At 70.8% G+C, this 17,738-nt stretch carries 17 protein-coding genes; 13 read left to right on the top strand and 4 right to left on the bottom strand.

Translation table 11 applies throughout. The features are described from left to right. The first annotated feature begins 117 nt into the window (after positions 1-117). A complete protein-coding gene (locus AC1ROW_RS10510; protein ID WP_493018830.1) occupies positions 118-774 on the top strand; it encodes a fasciclin domain-containing protein in 657 nt (218 codons plus the stop codon). A gap of 60 nt (positions 775-834) precedes the next feature. On the opposite strand, the gene AC1ROW_RS10505 is transcribed toward AC1ROW_RS10510, so the two are convergent. Further along, positions 835-1,755: a helix-turn-helix transcriptional regulator gene (locus AC1ROW_RS10505; protein WP_493018829.1), complete on the bottom strand. Its 921-nt coding sequence runs from the start codon at positions 1,753-1,755 to the stop codon at positions 835-837. Positions 1,756-1,904: 149 nt separating this feature from the next. Between AC1ROW_RS10505 and AC1ROW_RS10500 the strand changes: the two genes are divergently transcribed. Then, entirely contained in the window at positions 1,905-2,534 is a 630-nt protein-coding gene (locus AC1ROW_RS10500) for a hypothetical protein (protein ID WP_493018828.1), read from the top strand. A 130-nt stretch (positions 2,535-2,664) separates the two neighbouring features. After that, positions 2,665-3,063: a hypothetical protein gene (locus AC1ROW_RS10495; protein ID WP_493018827.1), complete on the top strand. Its 399-nt coding sequence runs from the start codon at positions 2,665-2,667 to the stop codon at positions 3,061-3,063. 190 nt (positions 3,064-3,253) lie between these two features. On the opposite strand, the gene AC1ROW_RS10490 is transcribed toward AC1ROW_RS10495, so the two are convergent. Then, a complete protein-coding gene (locus AC1ROW_RS10490) occupies positions 3,254-3,427 on the bottom strand; it encodes a hypothetical protein (RefSeq protein WP_493018826.1) in 174 nt (57 codons plus the stop codon). Positions 3,428-3,456: 29 nt separating this feature from the next. Here AC1ROW_RS10490 and AC1ROW_RS10485 point away from each other — a divergent pair, with 29 nt between their 5' ends. Beyond that, positions 3,457-3,918: a D-arabinono-1,4-lactone oxidase gene (locus tag AC1ROW_RS10485; protein WP_493018825.1), complete on the top strand. Its 462-nt coding sequence runs from the start codon at positions 3,457-3,459 to the stop codon at positions 3,916-3,918. On the opposite strand, the gene AC1ROW_RS10480 is transcribed toward AC1ROW_RS10485, so the two are convergent. Beyond that, positions 3,884-4,288, bottom strand: coding sequence for a MarR family winged helix-turn-helix transcriptional regulator (locus AC1ROW_RS10480; RefSeq protein ID WP_493018824.1), 405 nt, complete (start codon positions 4,286-4,288; stop codon positions 3,884-3,886). The two genes, AC1ROW_RS10485 and AC1ROW_RS10480, sit on opposite strands and share 35 nt — an antisense overlap. 79 nt (positions 4,289-4,367) lie before the next feature. Here AC1ROW_RS10480 and AC1ROW_RS10475 point away from each other — a divergent pair, with 79 nt between their 5' ends. Further along, positions 4,368-4,937, top strand: a complete 570-nt coding sequence (locus tag AC1ROW_RS10475; protein WP_493018823.1) for an isochorismatase family protein — start codon at positions 4,368-4,370, stop codon at positions 4,935-4,937. A gap of 86 nt (positions 4,938-5,023) precedes the next feature. Then, positions 5,024-7,273, top strand: a complete 2,250-nt coding sequence (locus AC1ROW_RS10470; protein ID WP_493018822.1) for a S1 family peptidase — start codon at positions 5,024-5,026, stop codon at positions 7,271-7,273. An 8-nt stretch (positions 7,274-7,281) separates the two neighbouring features. Here the strand turns inward: AC1ROW_RS10470 and AC1ROW_RS10465 are convergent, their stop codons facing one another. After that, on the bottom strand, positions 7,282-7,833 hold the full coding sequence (locus AC1ROW_RS10465) for a CGNR zinc finger domain-containing protein (RefSeq protein WP_493018821.1): 552 nt from the start codon (positions 7,831-7,833) through the stop codon (positions 7,282-7,284). A gap of 118 nt (positions 7,834-7,951) precedes the next feature. Here AC1ROW_RS10465 and AC1ROW_RS10460 point away from each other — a divergent pair, with 118 nt between their 5' ends. The 7 genes from AC1ROW_RS10460 to AC1ROW_RS10430 all read left to right on the top strand — a co-directional run bounded on the left by AC1ROW_RS10460 (position 7,952) and on the right by AC1ROW_RS10430 (position 17,697). Next, positions 7,952-8,971 (top strand): EamA family transporter, encoded by a 1,020-nt coding sequence (locus AC1ROW_RS10460; protein WP_493018820.1) that lies wholly within the window; start codon positions 7,952-7,954, stop codon positions 8,969-8,971. 114 nt (positions 8,972-9,085) lie between these two features. Further along, on the top strand, positions 9,086-10,087 hold the full coding sequence (locus AC1ROW_RS10455) for a LacI family DNA-binding transcriptional regulator (RefSeq protein ID WP_493018819.1): 1,002 nt from the start codon (positions 9,086-9,088) through the stop codon (positions 10,085-10,087). Positions 10,088-10,164: 77 nt separating this feature from the next. Continuing rightward, complete coding sequence (locus tag AC1ROW_RS10450; protein ID WP_493018818.1) at positions 10,165-12,021, top strand: glycoside hydrolase family 2 protein; 1,857 nt, start codon at positions 10,165-10,167, stop codon at positions 12,019-12,021. A gap of 108 nt (positions 12,022-12,129) precedes the next feature. Continuing rightward, positions 12,130-13,383, top strand: coding sequence for an ABC transporter substrate-binding protein (locus tag AC1ROW_RS10445; RefSeq protein WP_493018817.1), 1,254 nt, complete (start codon positions 12,130-12,132; stop codon positions 13,381-13,383). A 109-nt stretch (positions 13,384-13,492) separates the two neighbouring features. Continuing rightward, positions 13,493-14,368, top strand: a complete 876-nt coding sequence (locus tag AC1ROW_RS10440; RefSeq protein WP_493018816.1) for a carbohydrate ABC transporter permease — start codon at positions 13,493-13,495, stop codon at positions 14,366-14,368. After that, a complete protein-coding gene (locus AC1ROW_RS10435) occupies positions 14,365-15,285 on the top strand; it encodes a carbohydrate ABC transporter permease (protein ID WP_493018815.1) in 921 nt (306 codons plus the stop codon). Before AC1ROW_RS10440 ends, AC1ROW_RS10435 begins: the two co-directional genes overlap by 4 nt. A gap of 63 nt (positions 15,286-15,348) precedes the next feature. Then, the gene (locus AC1ROW_RS10430) at positions 15,349-17,697 is read left to right on the top strand and encodes a 3-keto-alpha-glucoside-1,2-lyase-like domain-containing protein (protein ID WP_493018814.1); all 2,349 of its coding nucleotides are present in this window, start codon (positions 15,349-15,351) and stop codon (positions 17,695-17,697) included. Positions 17,698-17,738: the final 41 nt, after the last annotated feature.

Raw genomic sequence — 17,738 nt, 5'->3', positions numbered from 1 at the left:
CCTGATGTCGGCCGCCGTCGCGGCGTCCCGATCCGCACCACCCGCACCACTCGCTGCACGTCTCTGCAGCACCACTCAGCAGCACCACTCAGCAGCACCACCTCGAAGGAGATCACGATGCGCACCACCACCCGCCTCGCCGCAGCCGGCATCCTCGCCGCCGCCGCTCTCGCGCTCACCGCCTGCTCGTCCGGAGCCGGCTCCGCCTCCACCGGAAGCAGCTCGCCCATGAGCTCGTCTTCGCCGTCCGCGTCCGCGACGATGGACCCCGCCGCCGACCTCGTCGGCCCGGGCTGCGCCGCCTACGCCAAGCAGGTGCCTTCCGGCGCCGGCTCGGTCCAGGGGATGGCGCAGGACCCGGTCGCGACGGCCGCGAGCAACAACCCGCTCCTGACGACGCTCGTCGCCGCCGTGTCCGGCAAGCTCAACCCGAAGGTGAACCTGGTCGACACGCTGAACAGCGGCCAGTTCACCGTGTTCGCCCCGGTCGACGACGCGTTCAAGAAGATCGACCCTGCGACGATCGACACGCTCAAGACCGACGCCGGCGCGCCGACGCTGACCAGCATCCTGACGTACCACGTCATCCCCGGCCAGCTCGCTCCGAAGGACATCGTCGGCACGCACAAGACCGTCCAGGGCGGGACCGTGACGGTCACCGGATCCGGCGACAACCTCAAGGTGAACGACGCCAACGTCATCTGCGGCGGCGTGCACACGGCCAACGCCACCGTCTACCTCATCGACTCGGTCCTGATGCCCCCGGCCAAGTAAGAAGCAGACGCTCTGAGACGAGGACCGAGGTCCGCTCCGGCACGCCGGGGCGGACCTCGGTCAGTTCCGTGAGGTCTGCTCGTCGTGGCTCGTGAGGTCCGGACGGGCGCCCTCGCGAGGGCCGGCCTCCGCTTCGCGCTGGGTCGCCGCCCAGCTCGCCAGCAGCTTCAGCCCGTCCTCCGACGGTGTGCCCGGGTCGGCCGTGTACACGTTGACGCGGAGCCCCGGCTCCCCCGGCAGCTCGAACGCCTCGAACGCGAGGTCCAACTCCCCGACGATCGGGTGGTGGACGCGCTTGCGGCCGGTGCGGTGGTATTTGACGTCGTGCCGCGCCCAGCGGACGCGGAACTCCTCGCTGCGGGTGGAGAGCTCCCCGACGAGATCGGTGAGGTCCTTGTCGTAGGGGTTGCGGCCCGCGGCGGAGCGGAGGATGGCGACCATGTCGTCGGCGGCCTGCTCCCAGTTCGCGTAGAACCGGCGCGACGCCGGGTTGAGGAAGGTGAAGCGCGACGCGTTCGGCGGCTGCACGACCTCGGCCATCAGGTCGAGGTAGAGCGCGCGGCCGAGCTCGTTGGCGGCGAGGACGTCGCCGCGGTCGTTGCGCACCCAGGCCGGGGCGCCCGTGATCGCGTCGATGACGCGCTGCAGGCTGGGCCGCACGGTCTGCGGGCTGCGCCGGCGCCGGACCCGTGGGGCGACGTCCGCCGCGCGGGCCAGATCGTAGAGGTGCGCGGTCTCCGCCTCGTCGAGGCGCAGCGCCCGCGCGAGCGCCTCCAGGACGCTGTCGGAGGCGCCGGACAGGTTCCCGCGCTCCAGGCGGGTGTAATAGTCGACGCTCACCCCGGCAAGCATCGCGACCTCCTCGCGGCGGAGCCCCGCGACCCTGCGGTTGCCGCCGTACGCGGACAGGCCGGCCTGCTCCGGCGTGATCCGGGCGCGGCGGGAGGTGAGGAAGTCCCGCACGTCGTCGCTGTTGGTCATACCCCGAGGCTACGCCGTCGCGGGGGCGGGGAGGGAGGCACTGCCAAGATCTCCCGGGGTGGTCGCGGCCGGCGCCGAGTGGTGCGCGGCCGGAGCGGTTCGCGATGGTAGTCCCGGAGGCGTGAGGGGCGCGGCGCTAGGCTCGCCGCGTGACCCAAGACGACGCGGCGGCGGCGGATGCCCCGCACGACGACGCGCCCCTCGTCGTGCCGCCGGGGGTGCCGCTGCGGGTCTGGGACTGGCTGCTGCCTCCGCTGTTCGTCGTCGTCCCGGCCGTCGCGCTCGTCTGGGTTCCCCTCGTCCAGTCGCTCAAGCCGTACGCCATCGCGACGGGCTCGATCGTGGTCGTCATCGCGCTGGCGCAGTGGGTGTTCGGCTTCCGCGCGTTCATGCGCTGGGACGACGTCGACGTGCGATGGCTCCGGCGGTCCGAGACGGCGGGCAGCGCGGCGTTCGCGATCTTCACGGCCCCCTACCTGTACGGAATGCCGAGCGCGTGGCTCTTCGCCACCGCCGCGTACCGCCTGGCCGCCGATCCAGGAACGGCGGTCGCGCGGGTGCGGTCGGCGCTCTCGCCGCGCGGGTGGATCCGGCTGAAGATCATCGCCGCGGTCGTGGGGATCATCGGGCTTGTGGTCCACCCGCTGGCGGCCGCCTTCGGACTCGGCGTGGCCGCGTGGATCCTGGCCTCCGCCAGCGCGATCGCCTTCGGTTTCGCGCTTCGCGCCCAACCTCCGGCCAACGAACCGCTCCCTCCCCGCAACCACCGGCGCCCCTGACCCGCAGGAGAAAGTCGGCGACACCCGAAGGGTCTCCTTCCGAACGCCGTTCAGAAGGAGATCCTGCCGTGTCTTCCTGTCCGCAACGAGCCCTCGACGCCCACCGGCCCCCGGTCTACACTCGGGTCTCGTGTTCAGGAAGCACCGCTCCTCCCCGGACCGGGAGGCCGTCGAGCGCTATGAGTTCCTGCTCGCGACGGGTCAGCAGGATCAGCTCCTCCAGGTCCACACGGAGGCGTTCGCGGCCCTGACCGACGAGCAGCGCACCGACCTGCGCACCCGGCTCGCAGAGAACGTCGACGAGGCGGATCGTCCGGTGGACGACCGGCCCGAGTCGCTCGCCCGCGTCGCCACCGACCTGGAGGTCACGCGGCCCGGGAGTCTCGAACGCGTCCTCGGCCCGCTGCTACCTCCCATCGCCGCCTTCGTGACAGCCTCGCCCCTCGCGATCGCGCTGTTCCCCTACGGCTACGCCGCCGGCAGCAGCGTCTGGCAGGACGACGCCGACGACGACAGCCCGCTCCTGTGACGGCGGAGCGCGGCGACCTCGATCGCGACAACTGGGCCGGCACGTACACCTTCACCGCGCAGCGGATCGAGCATCCCGGGACCGTCGGGGACCGTCGAGGACGTCGCCCGGCTCGTCCGTGAGAGCCAGCACGTGCACGCGCTCGGCACCCGGCATTCGTTCACCGACCTCCCGGACACGGACGGCACACTCATCCAGACCGACCGACCGGCACGCACGGCTCCGGCCACCAGCTCGGCACCCTCAGCGGCGCCGTCGCCGGGCTGGAGTTCGTCACGAGCGACGGCTCGGTCGAGCGGATCCGGCGCGGCGACCCCGACTTCGCTGCACTGGTCGTCGGCATCGGGGCCTTCGGCGTCGTCACCACTGTTACCCTCGACGTCGAACTCACCTATGTTGTGGAGCCTTCGGCTGCCCCACTTCCGCCTGGACGCGACGCCCAGCATCCGCGAGGAGTTGCAGGCCGAGTACTTCGTCCCGCGCGGGTCCGCGGTGCCCGCCCTCAGCGCCGTCCGGGAGTTCGCCGACCGTGTCGACCCGGTGCTGGGGATGACGGAACTGCGCACGATGTCGGCCGACGACCTCTGGCTGAGCGGCTCCTCCGAGCGCGACACCGTCGCGATCGCGTTCACCTTCCTCCGCCGCCCCGACGAGGTCTACGCGCTGCTGCCCGACCTGGAGGCCGCGCTACGGCCTTTCGGCGCCCGGCCGCACTGGAGCAAGGCGCACACTTTCGACGCGCTGCGGATCGCGGAGGTCTGGCCCCGCGGTCGGCGGGCGCGTGAGGTGTTCGACCGGCTCGGCCCGCGGGGCGCGTTCGTCAACGCGCACCTGCGCCGGCTCGGGATGCGGTGAGCCCTGCGCCCTCGACGACGCCCAGCGCGCGCAGCAGTCGCCGCAGTTCGACGGCGTCCGCCTGCCCGATCGGCGCCAGGAATTCCGCCTCCGCCACCGCATAGGCCGCCTCCGCCGCGGCGTTGGTCGCCTGCCCGCGCTCGGTCAGCGCGATCTGGTTACGCCGACGGTCCGCCGGGTCGGGCCGGCGGGTCACGATCCCCTTGTCCTCGAGCGCGTCGAGCACGGCGACCATCGTGGTCGGGTCGACGCCGAGGAGGCCGGCGAGGGCCTGCTGCGACAGCGGTTCGCGAGCGGCGAGCACCCGGAGGACGCCGAACTCCTTGCGCTCCAGCCCGTGCGGTTCGAGTGCGGCGTCGGCGAGCGACATCAGCCGTCGCTGCGCGTGCTTAGGCTGATCATCAGCGACACAAATTATTACGTCAGCGAACGTTATGAGGAGACCCGCCATGAGCATCGAGCTCGAACAGACCCCCGCCCTCGTCGTCATCGACCTCCAGACCGGCATCCTGGGCCAGCCCACGGCGGCCCCGATCGAGCAGGTCATCGCGAACTCGGCGCGGCTCGCCGCGGAGTTCCGCGCCAACGGCCTCCCGGTCGTGCTGGTGAACGTGGTGGGCACTGCGCCCGGCCGGACCGAGCGCGGCAAGGCGAACGGGCGGGTGGGATCGCAGACGATCCCCGCGCAGGCCACCCAGCTGCTCCCCGAGCTCGACCAGCAGCCGGGCGACATCACCATCAGCAAGCGCACGCTGGGCGCGTTCCTCTCGACAGACCTCGACGCGCGGCTGAAGGAGGTTGGAGCGACTCAGATCGTCCTGACCGGCGTCTCCACGACCTCCGGCGTCGAGTCGACTGCCCGCACCGCGTACGAGCTCGGCTACCACGTGGCGTTCGTCACCGACGCGATGAGCGACGTGCTGGAGGCGCACGAGGCCTCGATCGCCCACCAGTTCCCGAAGCTCGGCGAGCTCGGCACGACGGCGGAGGTGCTCGAACTGCTGGCGGCGCGCGCGTGAACGATGACTTGAACTGAGTGCGGCGAGGGAGTAAAGGGTGGACTGACTCGTATGATCGTCGGGTCCATCAACGTAGGAGACGCCTGATGCGTTCGAAGAGGCTCGTGACGACGGCGACGGTCGTCGCCTCGGTGGCCGCCCTCGCCACCGTCCTCGCGGCGTGCACCGCGCCGTCCGGCGGTCCCCGCCCCGGCGGGCCGACGTCGCCGCACGCGAGCGCGCAGGGCGGTTCCACCGCCGGGCCCGCGTCGCCCGGCGCCGCGGCTCCGAGCGCGCCCGCGCCGGGCACGTCCGCGCCGGGCACGTCCGCTCCGAGCGCGGCGTTGCCGGACCCCTCCACGCTCCCCGAGGGGCTCAAGGCGGCGATCTCCCGCGACCTCCACATCACGCCCCAGCAGTATCTCGCCGGCGCGCAGGCGGCGGCCGCGGCCCCCGCCACCATCGCCGCGCTCACGGAGGCGGGAATCGCCCCGGCTCAGGCGTGGCTGGACGGCAGCACCCTGAAGGTCCACACCACTGACGCCCACCAGCAGGAGGTCGCCCGCACGCTGGGCGCGGAGCCCACGGCCTCCACGCCCCCGGCCGCCCCCGCCGTGACGGCGGCGTCCCCCTACGAAGACCTCGTCAACGGCACGGGCTGGTACCTGCCGGCCGGCGGCTCCTCGATCGCGCTCTGCTCCACCGGCTTCAACGGCTGGAACGCCTCCGGCGCCGCGACCGTCGCGACCGCGGGCCACTGCCTGCTCGGCAACTCCCCGGTCCCTCCGGCGCCGGTGACGGCGACCCGGTACGTGCAGACCCAGCCGAATCAACTCGGCAACTCCGGCTCGACCATCGGGAACCTCGAGTACAACTCGTTCGCGTTCGGCGGCGGCTACGACTCCGGGCTCATCGACGTCAGCAACGCGGCCCTCGCCCCGAAGCCGCAGGTGACGACCTGGGACGGCAACACCCTCGCCGTGCGCGGCACGATCACAGCGACCGTCGGTGCGTACATCTGCAAGTCCGGCCGCACGACCGGCTGGACGTGCGGCACGGTCCAGCGCGTGAACTACTCGCAGGGCATCAGCAGCGGGCAGGCGGTCAACTCCGTCCAGACGAGCATGTGCATGTACCACGGCGACTCGGGCGGCGCGGCGATGATCGGCTTCTACGCCGTCGGGGTCAACTCCAGCGGAACCTGGTCGAGCACCGCGTGCACCGACAGCGGCGGCTACTCCGCCATCTACCCGGTGCAGGGCGCCGCAGACAGCATTGTGAACCAGCAGACCGGCTGGGAGCCGATGGTGACGGTCGACCCGCCGACGGTCACCGGGACGACGCCCGGGACGACGACCGTGCTCACCGGGACGCTGCCGAGTGCCGCGGCGGGCGACTCGGTGTCCGTCTACGTGGACGGCTCCAGCACGGCGGCAGGGTCCGCCGCGGTCGACGCCTCATCGGGCGGGTGGAGCGTGTCGCTGCCCGGCCAGACGGCCGGCGCGCACACGTACCGCGTCATCGCGGGATGGGGCGCCCACAGCCGGTCGACGGCCACCACCGGCACGTACACGGTGGCGGGGACGCCGACGCCGACTCCGACTCCGGCGGGCACGCCGACGCCGACCGGCACGCCGACAGCCTCTCCGACGCCGACGGCCCCTACGCCGCTCCTCCCGGGCTACCCCACAGGGTCCTTCATCAAGTCACCGACCAGTGGCACCGTCTACATCGTGGGGCCGACCGACATCAAGCCGGTGTCCTCGTGGGGAGCCCTCCTCGCGCTCACGCCTCGCGGGGCGAGCCCGGTCATCCATGTCGTCGCGGCCTCAGTCATCGCCGGCCTGCCGAAGGGACCGACAGCGCTCACCTCCGGAACTCTGGTCCGCAGCCCCGCCGACGCGACGGTGTACCTCGTCAACGGCCTGACGAACAAGATCCCGTTCTCGACCTTCGACATGCCCGCCTCGATCGGCATCGGCGGCTTCTCGATGGTCGACAGCACCGTGCTTGCGGGCTACCCGACCGCTTCGGCGGCGATGGGCTACGGCATCACCTGCGGCGGGACCTACTACGTCGCCGCCGCGGGCGCGCTACGCGCCCTGGACGCCACGACGGAGCCGCTCTACCCGCTGGTGTTCACGCCGCTGGACTCCTACACCTGCGCTCTGCTCTCGGTCGGGTCCCCGGCGACCAAGTTCATCCGGACCCCGGACGGCTCCATCTACCTCCTCGCCTCGGGGAAGAAGCTACCGGTCGCCTCGATGACGCGCTTCTCGCAGCTCGGCGGGTCGGTGGGCTACGTCAACGTCACCGCTGGCCTCGCGTCCACCATCCCGACCGGTCCGCCGGCCTAGTCGTCGTCCTACTCGGCCTCCTGCCGCGCCCGGAACGCGACCATGTTCATCCGGTTGCCGCACCGGACGCTGCAGAACCGCTTCGACCCGTTGCGGGACAGGTCGAGGACGAGGCCGTCGCAGTCGTAGGCGGCGCAGGTGCGCAGCCGCTCGTTCTCGTCGGAGCGGATGACATCCACCAGCGCGAGCGCGATCTCGACGCGGATGCGCTCGGCGAGCGGCGCGTCCAGCGAGGTCGCGTGCAGGTGCCAGTCGAAGCCGTCGTGTCGCATCAGGTAGGGGGAGGCGTGGGCGTCGGCGAGCATGGCGTTCACCTCCGCGACCGCGTCGTCGCGCTCCATCGTCCAGGCCCGGCGGAGGCGGTCCCGCGTCTCGTGCACCTGCTGGAGCTCGGCCTCGTCGCCGTCGATGCGCCCCGAGTACTGGTTCTCGTGCAGCAGGGCGACGAGCTGCGCCGGGGTGGCGAGTTCGTCCTCCCCGCTGCGAGAGGCTGTCGGGACCGTGTTGCACAGGACCACGGCGAACTGCAGTGCGTCCTCCGCGTCAGGGGCAAAATGCAAGTTGACTCCTTACGATACCGAGTACTAGTGTCAGGATCATAACCCAGTTACGGTCCTGACGAGGCTGTTCTTCCGCGCCCCTGGACCCCGTCGCGCGCACGCAGGCAGGAGGCCTCCGATGGCATCGAACCAGACCACCAAGGGTCTCGTCGTCGCGGTGGTCGCCGCCGCCTCGTTCGGCCTCTCCGGCGCGTTCATCAAGCCGCTGCTGGAGAGCGGCTGGTCGCCGGCCGCCGCGGTCACCGCGCGCGTGCTGATCGGCGGCGTGGTGCTCGCGCCGTTCGCGATCCTCGCCCTCCGCGGCCGCTGGGCCGCGCTCTGGCGGGGGCGCTGGCGCCTGCTCGGGATGGCGCTGGTCGGAGCGGCGGGGACGCAGGTGGTGTACTTCGCGGCGATCGAGCGCATCCCGGTCGGCACGGCCATCCTGATCGAGTACCTGGCTCCGGTGGTGCTGGTGCTGTTCGTCTGGGCGCGCAGCAGGCGCGCCCCGAAGGCCGTGGTCCTCGCCGGCTCTGCCGTCGCGATCGCCGGGCTGTTCCTGGTCGTGTCGCCCGGTGGCGGGAAGCCGCTCGACCTCATCGGCCTCGCCCTCGCGGTGACCGCGATGCTCGGCTGCGCCGGCTATTACATCATCGCCGCGCGCCCGTCCGACGGCCTCCCGCCGGTCGCCCTCGCCGCGGGCGGACTGCTCGCGGGCGGCGTGGCGCTGGCGGTGGTCAGCGCGACCGGCCTCCTCCCGTTCGTCGTGAGCACCCGCGACGTGCACCTCTTCGGCGGCCTCGCGCCCTGGTGGGTGCCGCTGGCCGTGGTCGGCGTGCTCGCGACGGCGCTGGCGTACGCGTCGGGGATCACCGCGGCGAACATGCTCGGCTCGCGGCTGGGCTCGTTCGCCGGGCTGCTGGAGGTCGTGGCGGCCACGTTCTACGCCTGGCTGCTGCTGGGGGAGTCGCTGAACGCGCTGCAGCTGGCCGGCGGTGTGCTGATCCTCGGCGGTATCGCGCTGGTGCGGGTGGACGGGTCGGGGGACGGGGTCGTGGAGGTGGTGGAGGACTCGGTCGTCGATGCTCCGGCCGAGCAGCACGCCACCCCGCTTGCCGCGTCCGGCGCGGCGACCGCCCCCGATGTCCCTTTGGGCTGACGCCACTCCCGCCCATCACCGCACTCCCCGCGAGCATGTTCCCCGCTAAGCTGATCGCGCCCCGTTGCCACGAGGCAAACACACGATTCACACCGGACGACGGAGCGGGGGAGCATGGCGGCGACACGTCGTGAGGTGGCGGAGGCCGCGGGCGTCTCGGTTCGGACGGTCTCCAACGTCGTCAATGGTTTCGATCATGTCGCGCCCGCCACCCGGGAGCGGGTCCTCCGCGTCATCCACGAGCTCGAGTACCAGCCGAGCGAACTCGCGCGCAGCCTGAAGGTGGGGCGGTCCGGACTGATCGGGCTGATGCTGCCGGAGCTGGACACCGCCTACTTCGCCGAGCTCACCCGGGCCTTCGTCGAGGGCGGCGCCGAGCGCGGTCTGACCGTCGTCGTCGACCAGACCGACGGCGACCGCGAGCGCGAGCTCGCCCTGCTCCGCCGCACCGCCGGGGGTTCGCTCTTCGATGCGCTCGCGCTGAGCCCGCTCGCTTTGCGCGCCGAGGACCTGGAGGCGCTCGCCGCCGGTCCGCTGGTGTTCCTGGGCGAGGATGAGTTCCCGGGTTACGACAAGGTGATGATCGACAACTTCCAGGCGGCTCGGGAGGCGGTGGAGCATCTGCTCGCCCAGGGCCGCCGCCGCATCGCCGCGATCGGCGCCGAACGCAGCCACCGTGCCGCCAGCTCGCAGCGACTCGAAGGCTACCGCGCGGCGATCCGCGCGCACGCCGACCTCGGCCTCCCCGAGATCGTCGAGTACGTCGAAGGCTTCCGGCGTCCGGAGGGCGCCGCCGCGATGCGCCGCCTGCTCGACGGCGGCGAACGGTTCGACGCGATCTTCTGCTTCTCGGACGCCCTGGCTCTCGGCGCGCTGCGGACGCTGCACGAAGCGGGGGTGTCCGTGCCCGACCAGGTGGCGGTGGTCGGCTGGGACGACATCGAGGACGGCCGCTTCTCCATCCCGTCGCTGACGACGGTGAGCCCGGACAAGCGCTGGCTGGCCGAGACCGCGCTCGACCGCATCGTGCGTCGGCTCGCGGGCGAGAAGCTGGAGCCCGCGGTGCTCGTCGGCCCGCACCGGCTCGTGGTGCGGGAGAGTGCGCCGCTCCTGTGATTCGCAGCGTCCAGTGATTCCACACATTTTCCAAAATCCATTTGCATCGAGGCAAACTGCGCGCTAGCATCCACATCGTGACATTTGCATCGAGGGAAATCGAACAGAGCGGCGACGCTCCCGAAGCGCAGGCCGTGCCGCGCCCGGAGTACCCGCGCCCGCAGTTCGTCCGCGACCGCTGGCTCAACCTCAACGGCGTGTGGAGCTTCGGCTTCGGCGCGCCGGAGGCCGCGACGACCGCCGCCCCGACCGCCTGGACCCTCGACCACGACATCCTCGTCCCGTTCGCTCCCGAGTCGGAGCGCTCCGGCATCGGCAGCACGACGTTCCACCCGGCGGTCCGCTACCAGCGCACCGTCGAGATCCCCGCCGGCTGGGCCGGCGACCGCCTCCTCCTGCACTTCGGCGCGGTCGACTTCGATACCACGGTCTGGGTGGACGACATCGAGGTGGGCCGCCACCGCGGCGGCTTCACCCCGTTCACGATCGACATCACGGACGCGGTCGCGACCAGCGCCGGCACCGCCTTCACCCTCTCCGTCCTCGCCGAAGACGACCACCTCACCATCCAGGCGCGCGGCAAGCAGTCCCGCCGCCCCGAGAACTACGAGGCCTTCTACACGCGCACCACCGGCATCTGGCAGACGGTCTGGCTGGAGCCTGTCGCCCCGGCGCACTTCGGCCGCCCGGTCATCCGCCCCGACCTCCCGTCGTCGTCGTTCGCGGTCGAGCTCGACGTCGTCTCGCCGGCCGCCGGGCTCACCGCCCGGGTCGACATCAGCGACGCCGAGGGGCTCGTGGTCACCCGCGAAGTGGAGGTGACGTCGCAGGTGAAGCCCGTGGTCGCGCTCCCGATCCCCGCCGACCGCCTCCGCACCTGGTCCCCCGAGGACCCGCACCTCTACTCCGTCCGCTTCACCCTGCTGCGCGGCGGGACCGTGGTCGACGTCGTCGACAGCTACGCCGGGATGCGGTCCATCGCGATCGACGGCCGCCGCGTCCTCCTCAACGGCCGCCCGGTCTTCCAGCGGCTCGTCCTCGACCAGGGCTACTGGCCCGACACCCTGATGACCGCGCCGAGCGACGACGCCCTCGTGGCCGACATCGAGCTCGGGATGGCCGCCGGCTTCAACGGCGCCCGCCTCCACCAGAAGGTGTTCGAGGAGCGCTACCTCTTCCACGCCGACCGGCTGGGCTACCTGGTCTGGGGCGAGTTCGCCGACTGGGGCGCCAAGGTGGGCCCGGGTGGACCGCAGGAGCCGACGATCTCCTTCGTCGCCGAGTGGGTGGAGGCGCTCACCCGCGACCTGTCGCACCCGTCGATCGTCGGCTGGTGCCCGCTCAACGAGACCTTCCAGCCGCTGAGCGACCGGCTGACCGTCCTCGACGACGCCACCAAGGCGCTCTACGCGGTGACCAAGTCGATCGACCCCACCCGGCCGGTGATCGACGCCTCCGGCTACTCGCACCGCGTGCCCGGCGCCGACATCTACGACTCGCACCTGTACGAGCAGGACCCGGACGTCTTCGCGCAGCGGATGGGCGGCCTCGCCGACGGCCGCCCGTACGTCAACACCGCGCTCGACGGCACCGAGTGGTCCGTCCCGTACGCCGGGCAGCCCTACTTCTGCAGCGAGTTCGGCGGCATCTGGTGGTCGGACAGCGACCACGCCGGGGACGACTCCTGGGGGTACGGCGAGGCGCCGCGCACCCGCGAGGAGTGGATCGACCGGTTCCGCCGGCTCGTGGACACGCTGCTCGACGACGCCGGCATGTTCGGCTACTGCTTCACCCAGCTCACGGACGTCTTCCAGGAGAAGAACGGCGTGCTCGACTTCCGCCGGGTGCCGAAGTTCGACCTGCGTCTCCTGCGCGACATCCAGTCGCGGCCCGCGGCCTACGAGCTCGACGACGTCCCGCCCCTCGATCCCTGATCCGGGGCGCGGGCCCAGCTCCACAACCTGCACCACCAACCCCTGCACCACCACCACGCAATGCACCACCTGACAACACAAGGCACCTCACAAAGGAGTGGACACCCCATGCGCAAGAAACTGATCCTCGCCGCAGCGGCCGTCTCGGCGGTCGCGCTGGCGCTCGCCGGCTGCTCGTCGGGAGACGGCTCCAGCAACGGCAAGACCACGCTGACCGTCGTCGGCTTCGAGGGCGGCGGCACCGAGCTCGCCGACATCCCCCAGATCAACGCCGACTTCCACAAGAAGTACCCGAACATCACGGTCGACTACAAGTACGTCGCCAACGGCGAGTACGACCAGTACAACAACACCCGCCTCGCCGCAGGCACCGCCGCCGACGTCCTCATGACGAACGCGACCCGCGTGCAGCAGTGGCAGAAGCAGGGCTACCTGGCCGACCTCAGCGACCAGTCCTGGGTGAAGCAGCTCCTCCCGAACGTCGCCCCGTTCGGCGCGATCAACGGCAAGACCTACGCGTTCACGCAGCAGAACATCCCCATCGGTCTGTACGCGAACCTGGACATCCTGAAGAAGGCCGGCATCAGCCAGGTGCCGCAGACCTGGCCGGACTTCCTGGACGCGCTGCAGAAGCTGAAGGCCACCGGCCAGCCGGGCCTCCTGCTCGCCGACCAGGGCGGCTGGACCAGCGAGCAGCTCTCGCTGGCGCTCGCGGCGAACCTGGTCGACGACAAGTGGGGCCAGGGCTACGACGAGGGCAAGACCAACTGGAACCCGTCGTTCGCCCCGGTCTTCGACCACATCAAGCAGCTGCTGACCTCGGGTGACGTCGACGGCAAGCTCATGAACGGCATCGAGCCTTTCAACACCGGCAACGCGGACTTCGCCGCCGGCAAGTGGGCCTTCACCATCATGGGCGCGTGGGAGCTGCAGAACTTCCAGCAGAACGCGAAGTTCGACTTCTCGCTCAACCCGTTCCCCGGCGGCGACGCGGGCAGCAGCCCCTACGGCGTGACCTTCGTCGGCTCCGGCTGGGGCGTCAACGCCGCCAGCCAGCACACCGACGCGGCGAAGAAGTACGTCGCGTTCATGGCCGACCCGGCCAACGACAGCCGCTACCTGGCCGCCGAGAACTCCTTCACCACGCTGAAGAACGTGCCGAGCCCGACAATGGAGAAGGCGACCGCCTACGTGGACGCCTTCAACGCCGGCCACTCGCAGGTCTCGCCGATCGAGTACCTGCACTTCCCGACCTACGAGCAGGAGTTCTGGAAGGTCGGCACCTCGCTCTTCAACGACCCGTCCCAGTCGACGACCACGCTCCTGAAGCAGCTCGACCAGACGATCCCGAAGACGAAGTAGTCACCCGCGTCCCGGCCGGGGAGTGCACACGCCTCCCCGGCCGGGCAGCCATGCACCATCGCACCCGCACCACCGCTCCCGCACCACCCAGCCCCTGAAAGGCGATCCCATGCAAATCCGTGGCCGTTCCGCGATGGTGCTGATCGCGCCGGCAGCCCTGATCTTCGCCGTGTTCGTGATCTACCCGCTGATCCGCGGCGTGCAGCTGAGCTTCACCGACGCCATCGGGCCGAGCGGCGGCAACTTCGTCGGGCTAAAGAACTACCTGCACGCGCTGTCCGACCCGACCGTCCTGCACGCGCTCGGCAACACCATCGTCTACACCATCGTGGTCGTGATCGTGCAGAACGGGCTCGCCCTCCTCGTCGCGTTCTGGCTGTTCAAGCTGGAGCGCGTGCGCAACTTCGTCCGCGCCGGCTTGCTGCTGCCCGCGATGATGGCGTTCGTCGCCGTCGGCTACCTGTGGTCGTACATGTACTCACCGCTCGGCGGACCGATCGACGACGTCATGAACGCCCTCGGTCTCCACGCGCTCGAGCCGATCTGGCTGGGCGACCCGCACACGGCGCTGATGTCGATCGCGGCCATCTACATCTGGATGTTCCTCGGCTACACCGCCACGATCTACCTGGCCAACTACATGGCGATCGACCCGGCCCTCATCGAGGCCGCGAACCTGGACGGCGCCGCCGGCTGGCGCCGGTTCTGGAACATCGACTGGCGGCTGCTCGCCCCGTCGTTCACGATCAACATCACGCTCAGCGTCATCGGTTCGCTGCGCGTGTTCGACCTGCCGTTCATCATGACGCAGGGCGCCCCCGAGGACGCGACGCAGACGCTGAGCCTCGTCATCTACAACAACAGCTTCGCGAACTACCAGTTCGCCTACGGCACGACGCTCGCCGTCCTACTGCTGATCCTCACGATCGTCGTGGGTGTCACGCAGGCGACGCTGCTGCGCCGACGGGAGGCCGACCTCGCATGACCGCACTCATCAGCCAGGAGACCGAGGCCGCCCACGACGGCCGCGTCACCCCCGCCGGCCCCGCACCGCGCGCCCCACGGTTCCGGTCCCGTCGCTTCCGCACCCGCGCGTCGAAGGTCATCGCCTCCGTCGTCCTGCTCGCCTTCACGGCCGTGGTCCTCACGCCGATCTGGGTGCTCGTCATGGTGTCGCTGCACCACGGGAACACGTCGCCGTCGAACCCGTTCGCGCTGCCGGCGCCGATCGACTTCCAGAACTACGTCACCGCATTCCAGAACATGCACTACCTGCGCAGCGTCGGCAACACGCTCATCATCACCCTGGCGACCGCGGTCATCACGGTGTTCGCGGCCTCCCTGGCGGCGTGGGCGATCGTGCGGCACACCCGGCGCTGGACGCGCACGCTGTACCAGATCTTCGTCTCCGGACTGACCATCCCGATCTTCGTCGTCCTCACGCCGCTGTACGAGGTGATGCAGAAGCTCCACCTGCTGGACAGCTACGTCGGCATCGTGCTCGCGTACACGGCGACGATCATGCCGTTCGCCGTCTTCTTCTTCGCCGGCTTCCTGCGTACGGTTCCGCCGGAGCTGGAGGAGGCCGCGGCGGTCGACGGCGCGGGGCTGATCCGCACGTACTGGAAGATCGTCTTCCCGCTGCTGCGCCCGGCGACCGCGACGCTGGCGATCTTCGTGATCCTGCAGGTCTGGAACGACCTCATCCTGCCGCTGGTGCTGTTGTCGTCGGACGACAAGCAGACCGTCACACTCGCCGTCTACGCGACCATCGGCACGCACACGATGAGCCCGGAGCAGCTGCTGCCGACGCTCGTGCTCGGCGTGCTGCCGCTGTTCATCGTGTTCCTCGCGCTCCAGCGGTATGTCGTGGCGGGGATCGCGGTGGGTGCGGGGAAGTAGGCCCGCTCCGATCCCGCTCCACCCGCTCCACATGTTCCACCCCACGGAAACAGGAGGTCGACAATGCTGTCACTCGCACACCGTCCGCTCGTACTGAGGGTCGCGGCGCTCGCCGCGGCGGTCCTCGCGATCGCCGTCGCGTTCGTCGCGGGCGTCGCCGCGCCGGCTCACGCCAACAGCCCGGGAACGAGCATGTACACGTCCACGTCGTCCAACGACTTCCTGGCGTATAGCAGAGTGATCCGGCTGGCGCACAGCGGATCGGCGAACGGCACCCTGCTGGGGACGTTCGAGCACGCGGACAAGAGCGGCGCCGCCACCTCGTTCGCCATCCGGCAGAGCACGGACGACGGCGCGACCTGGTCCACGAAGTCGAGCCTGAGCGACCCGCTGACCGGCGCTGGGCATCCGTCGTCGCAGCTCTGGCAGCCGTTCCTCTACGAGTTCCCGCAGGCGCTGGGCGCGTACCCGGCCGGTACCCTGCTCCTCGTCGGAAACGTCGCGCCGACCGCGAACACGAGCACCACCTTCGTGGAGTGGCGCAGCACCGACGACGGCGCGACCTGGACGTACGTCTCGGCGTTCCAGGCCGGCGGAGGCGAGGGCACCGGGATCTGGGAGCCCTTCCTCGCGCTCGACTCGTCCGGCAAGCTGAACTGCTACTTCTCCGACGAGCGCCAGAGCGGCACCTACAGCCAGAAGCTCGCCCACATCGTCTCGACCGACGGTGGCGTCACGTGGAGCGCGAACCCCGACGGCTCGACGCGCGTCTCGCCCGGCGAGGTGAACGACGTGGCCAGCACGACTCAATCCGATCGGCCGGGGATGGCGACCGTCGCGGTCAGCGCCTCCGGCACGTACGTCATGGCGTACGAGGTCTGCGGGCCGGCCTTCAACTGCGTGGCTCGCGTGAAATCCTCGACCAACGGCGACACCTGGGGTTCGGGCCCGGCCGATCTCGGCGCCACCGCGACGACCACCGACGGGCGGCAGCTCTTCCACTCGCCGTACCTCGCGTGGAGTCCGGCCGGCGGCGGTGAGTTCCTGCTCGCCGGTCAGACCGAGTCGGGAGGCTCGGAGGGCGGACAGGTGGTCTTCGTCAACTCGTCCTCGAACGCGACCGGCTCGTGGTCGTGGATCCCGGCGCCGGTCGCGACGACCGGCTCGTCCTCCAACTGCAGCGTGGACTACAGTCCCGATCTGCTGGTCTCGGCCTCGGGTCAGACCGTCCGCTACACCGCTCCTTCCGCGATCGGGCCGAACGGCTGCGAGGAGGTCACCGGCGAGACGAACGCGGGCGTCCTCCCGTTCCGCTCGACCTTCAGCGGCGGCGACTCCGGCTGGGTGGACTACAACGGCTGCTGGTCCACCTCCGGCGACGTTTACGCCGAGACGTGCGGCGGCACCGCCGGGCCGAAGGCCGTCGCGGGTTCCACCGCGTGGACCGACTACACCGTCCAGGGCGACGCGCGGATCGACTCCGGAACCCAGGCCGGCCTCCTGCTGCGCGTGACCAACCCGTCCGCGGGCACCGACGCCCTCAAGGGCTACTACCTCGGCATCACCACCACCGGACTCGTGCTCGGTCGCGAGAACTCCGGATGGACGTCGCTCTCGAGCGCGAGCCTCCCCGGCGGTGTGACGACGGGGACCTGGTACCACCTGGTCGCGCAGGCGTCGGGCTGCACGTTCACCGTCAGCGCCGTGCCTGCCGGCAGCGCGGCCGCGCCGACCGCGTTCACCTATACGGACACCGGCTGCGCGCTGACCTCCGGCGCCATCGGAGTGCGCGACCAGGGCAGCACCGCGTCCTTCCGCAACATCACCGTCACCGCCGGGGCCACGGCCTCCACCGCGGTCGCTCCCTACGCTGCGTCGTTCGCGAGCGGCTCGGTGTCCGGCTGGACGACCTACGGCGGCACCTGGGCGACCACCGCGTCGACCGAAACCTACGCCGACTCGGCGGGCGGCTCGGGCGACAAGAGCGTCGCCGGGGCGACCTCCTGGGGCAACTACTCGCTCACCGGAGACGTGAGGCTGGACAGCCTCGGCGGCAACGCGAACGCGGGCTTCATCGTACGAGTCACGAATCCCGCGGTCGGGGCCGACGCACTCGACGGCTACTACGCAGGTGTCACCCCGACCGGCCTGGTGCTGGGCCGCGAGATGAACAACTGGACGCAACTCGCCTCGGCCGCCCTGCCGGTGTCGCTGCCGACCGGCGTCTGGTACCACCTGACGGTGGAGGCCGTCGGTTGCACGATCACGGTGACCGGGCAGCCGGCGGATGGCGGCTCGATCGTTTCGGCCAGCGCCACGGACACGGGATGCTCGCTGACCAGTGGGGCCATCGGGGTGCGGACCTACAACGCGGGAGCGACCTGGAAGGACGTGGCGGTCACTCCGCGCTGACTCCCGTTCTCGCCTCCTCGGCCGCCGTCGGCGATGGCGGC

It is taken from the genome of Leifsonia sp. GW821-FHT13C09 (assembly GCF_058806435.1).
Note: the sequence above shows the minus strand (reverse complement) of the source record. Positions and strands in the feature narration are given on the sequence as shown.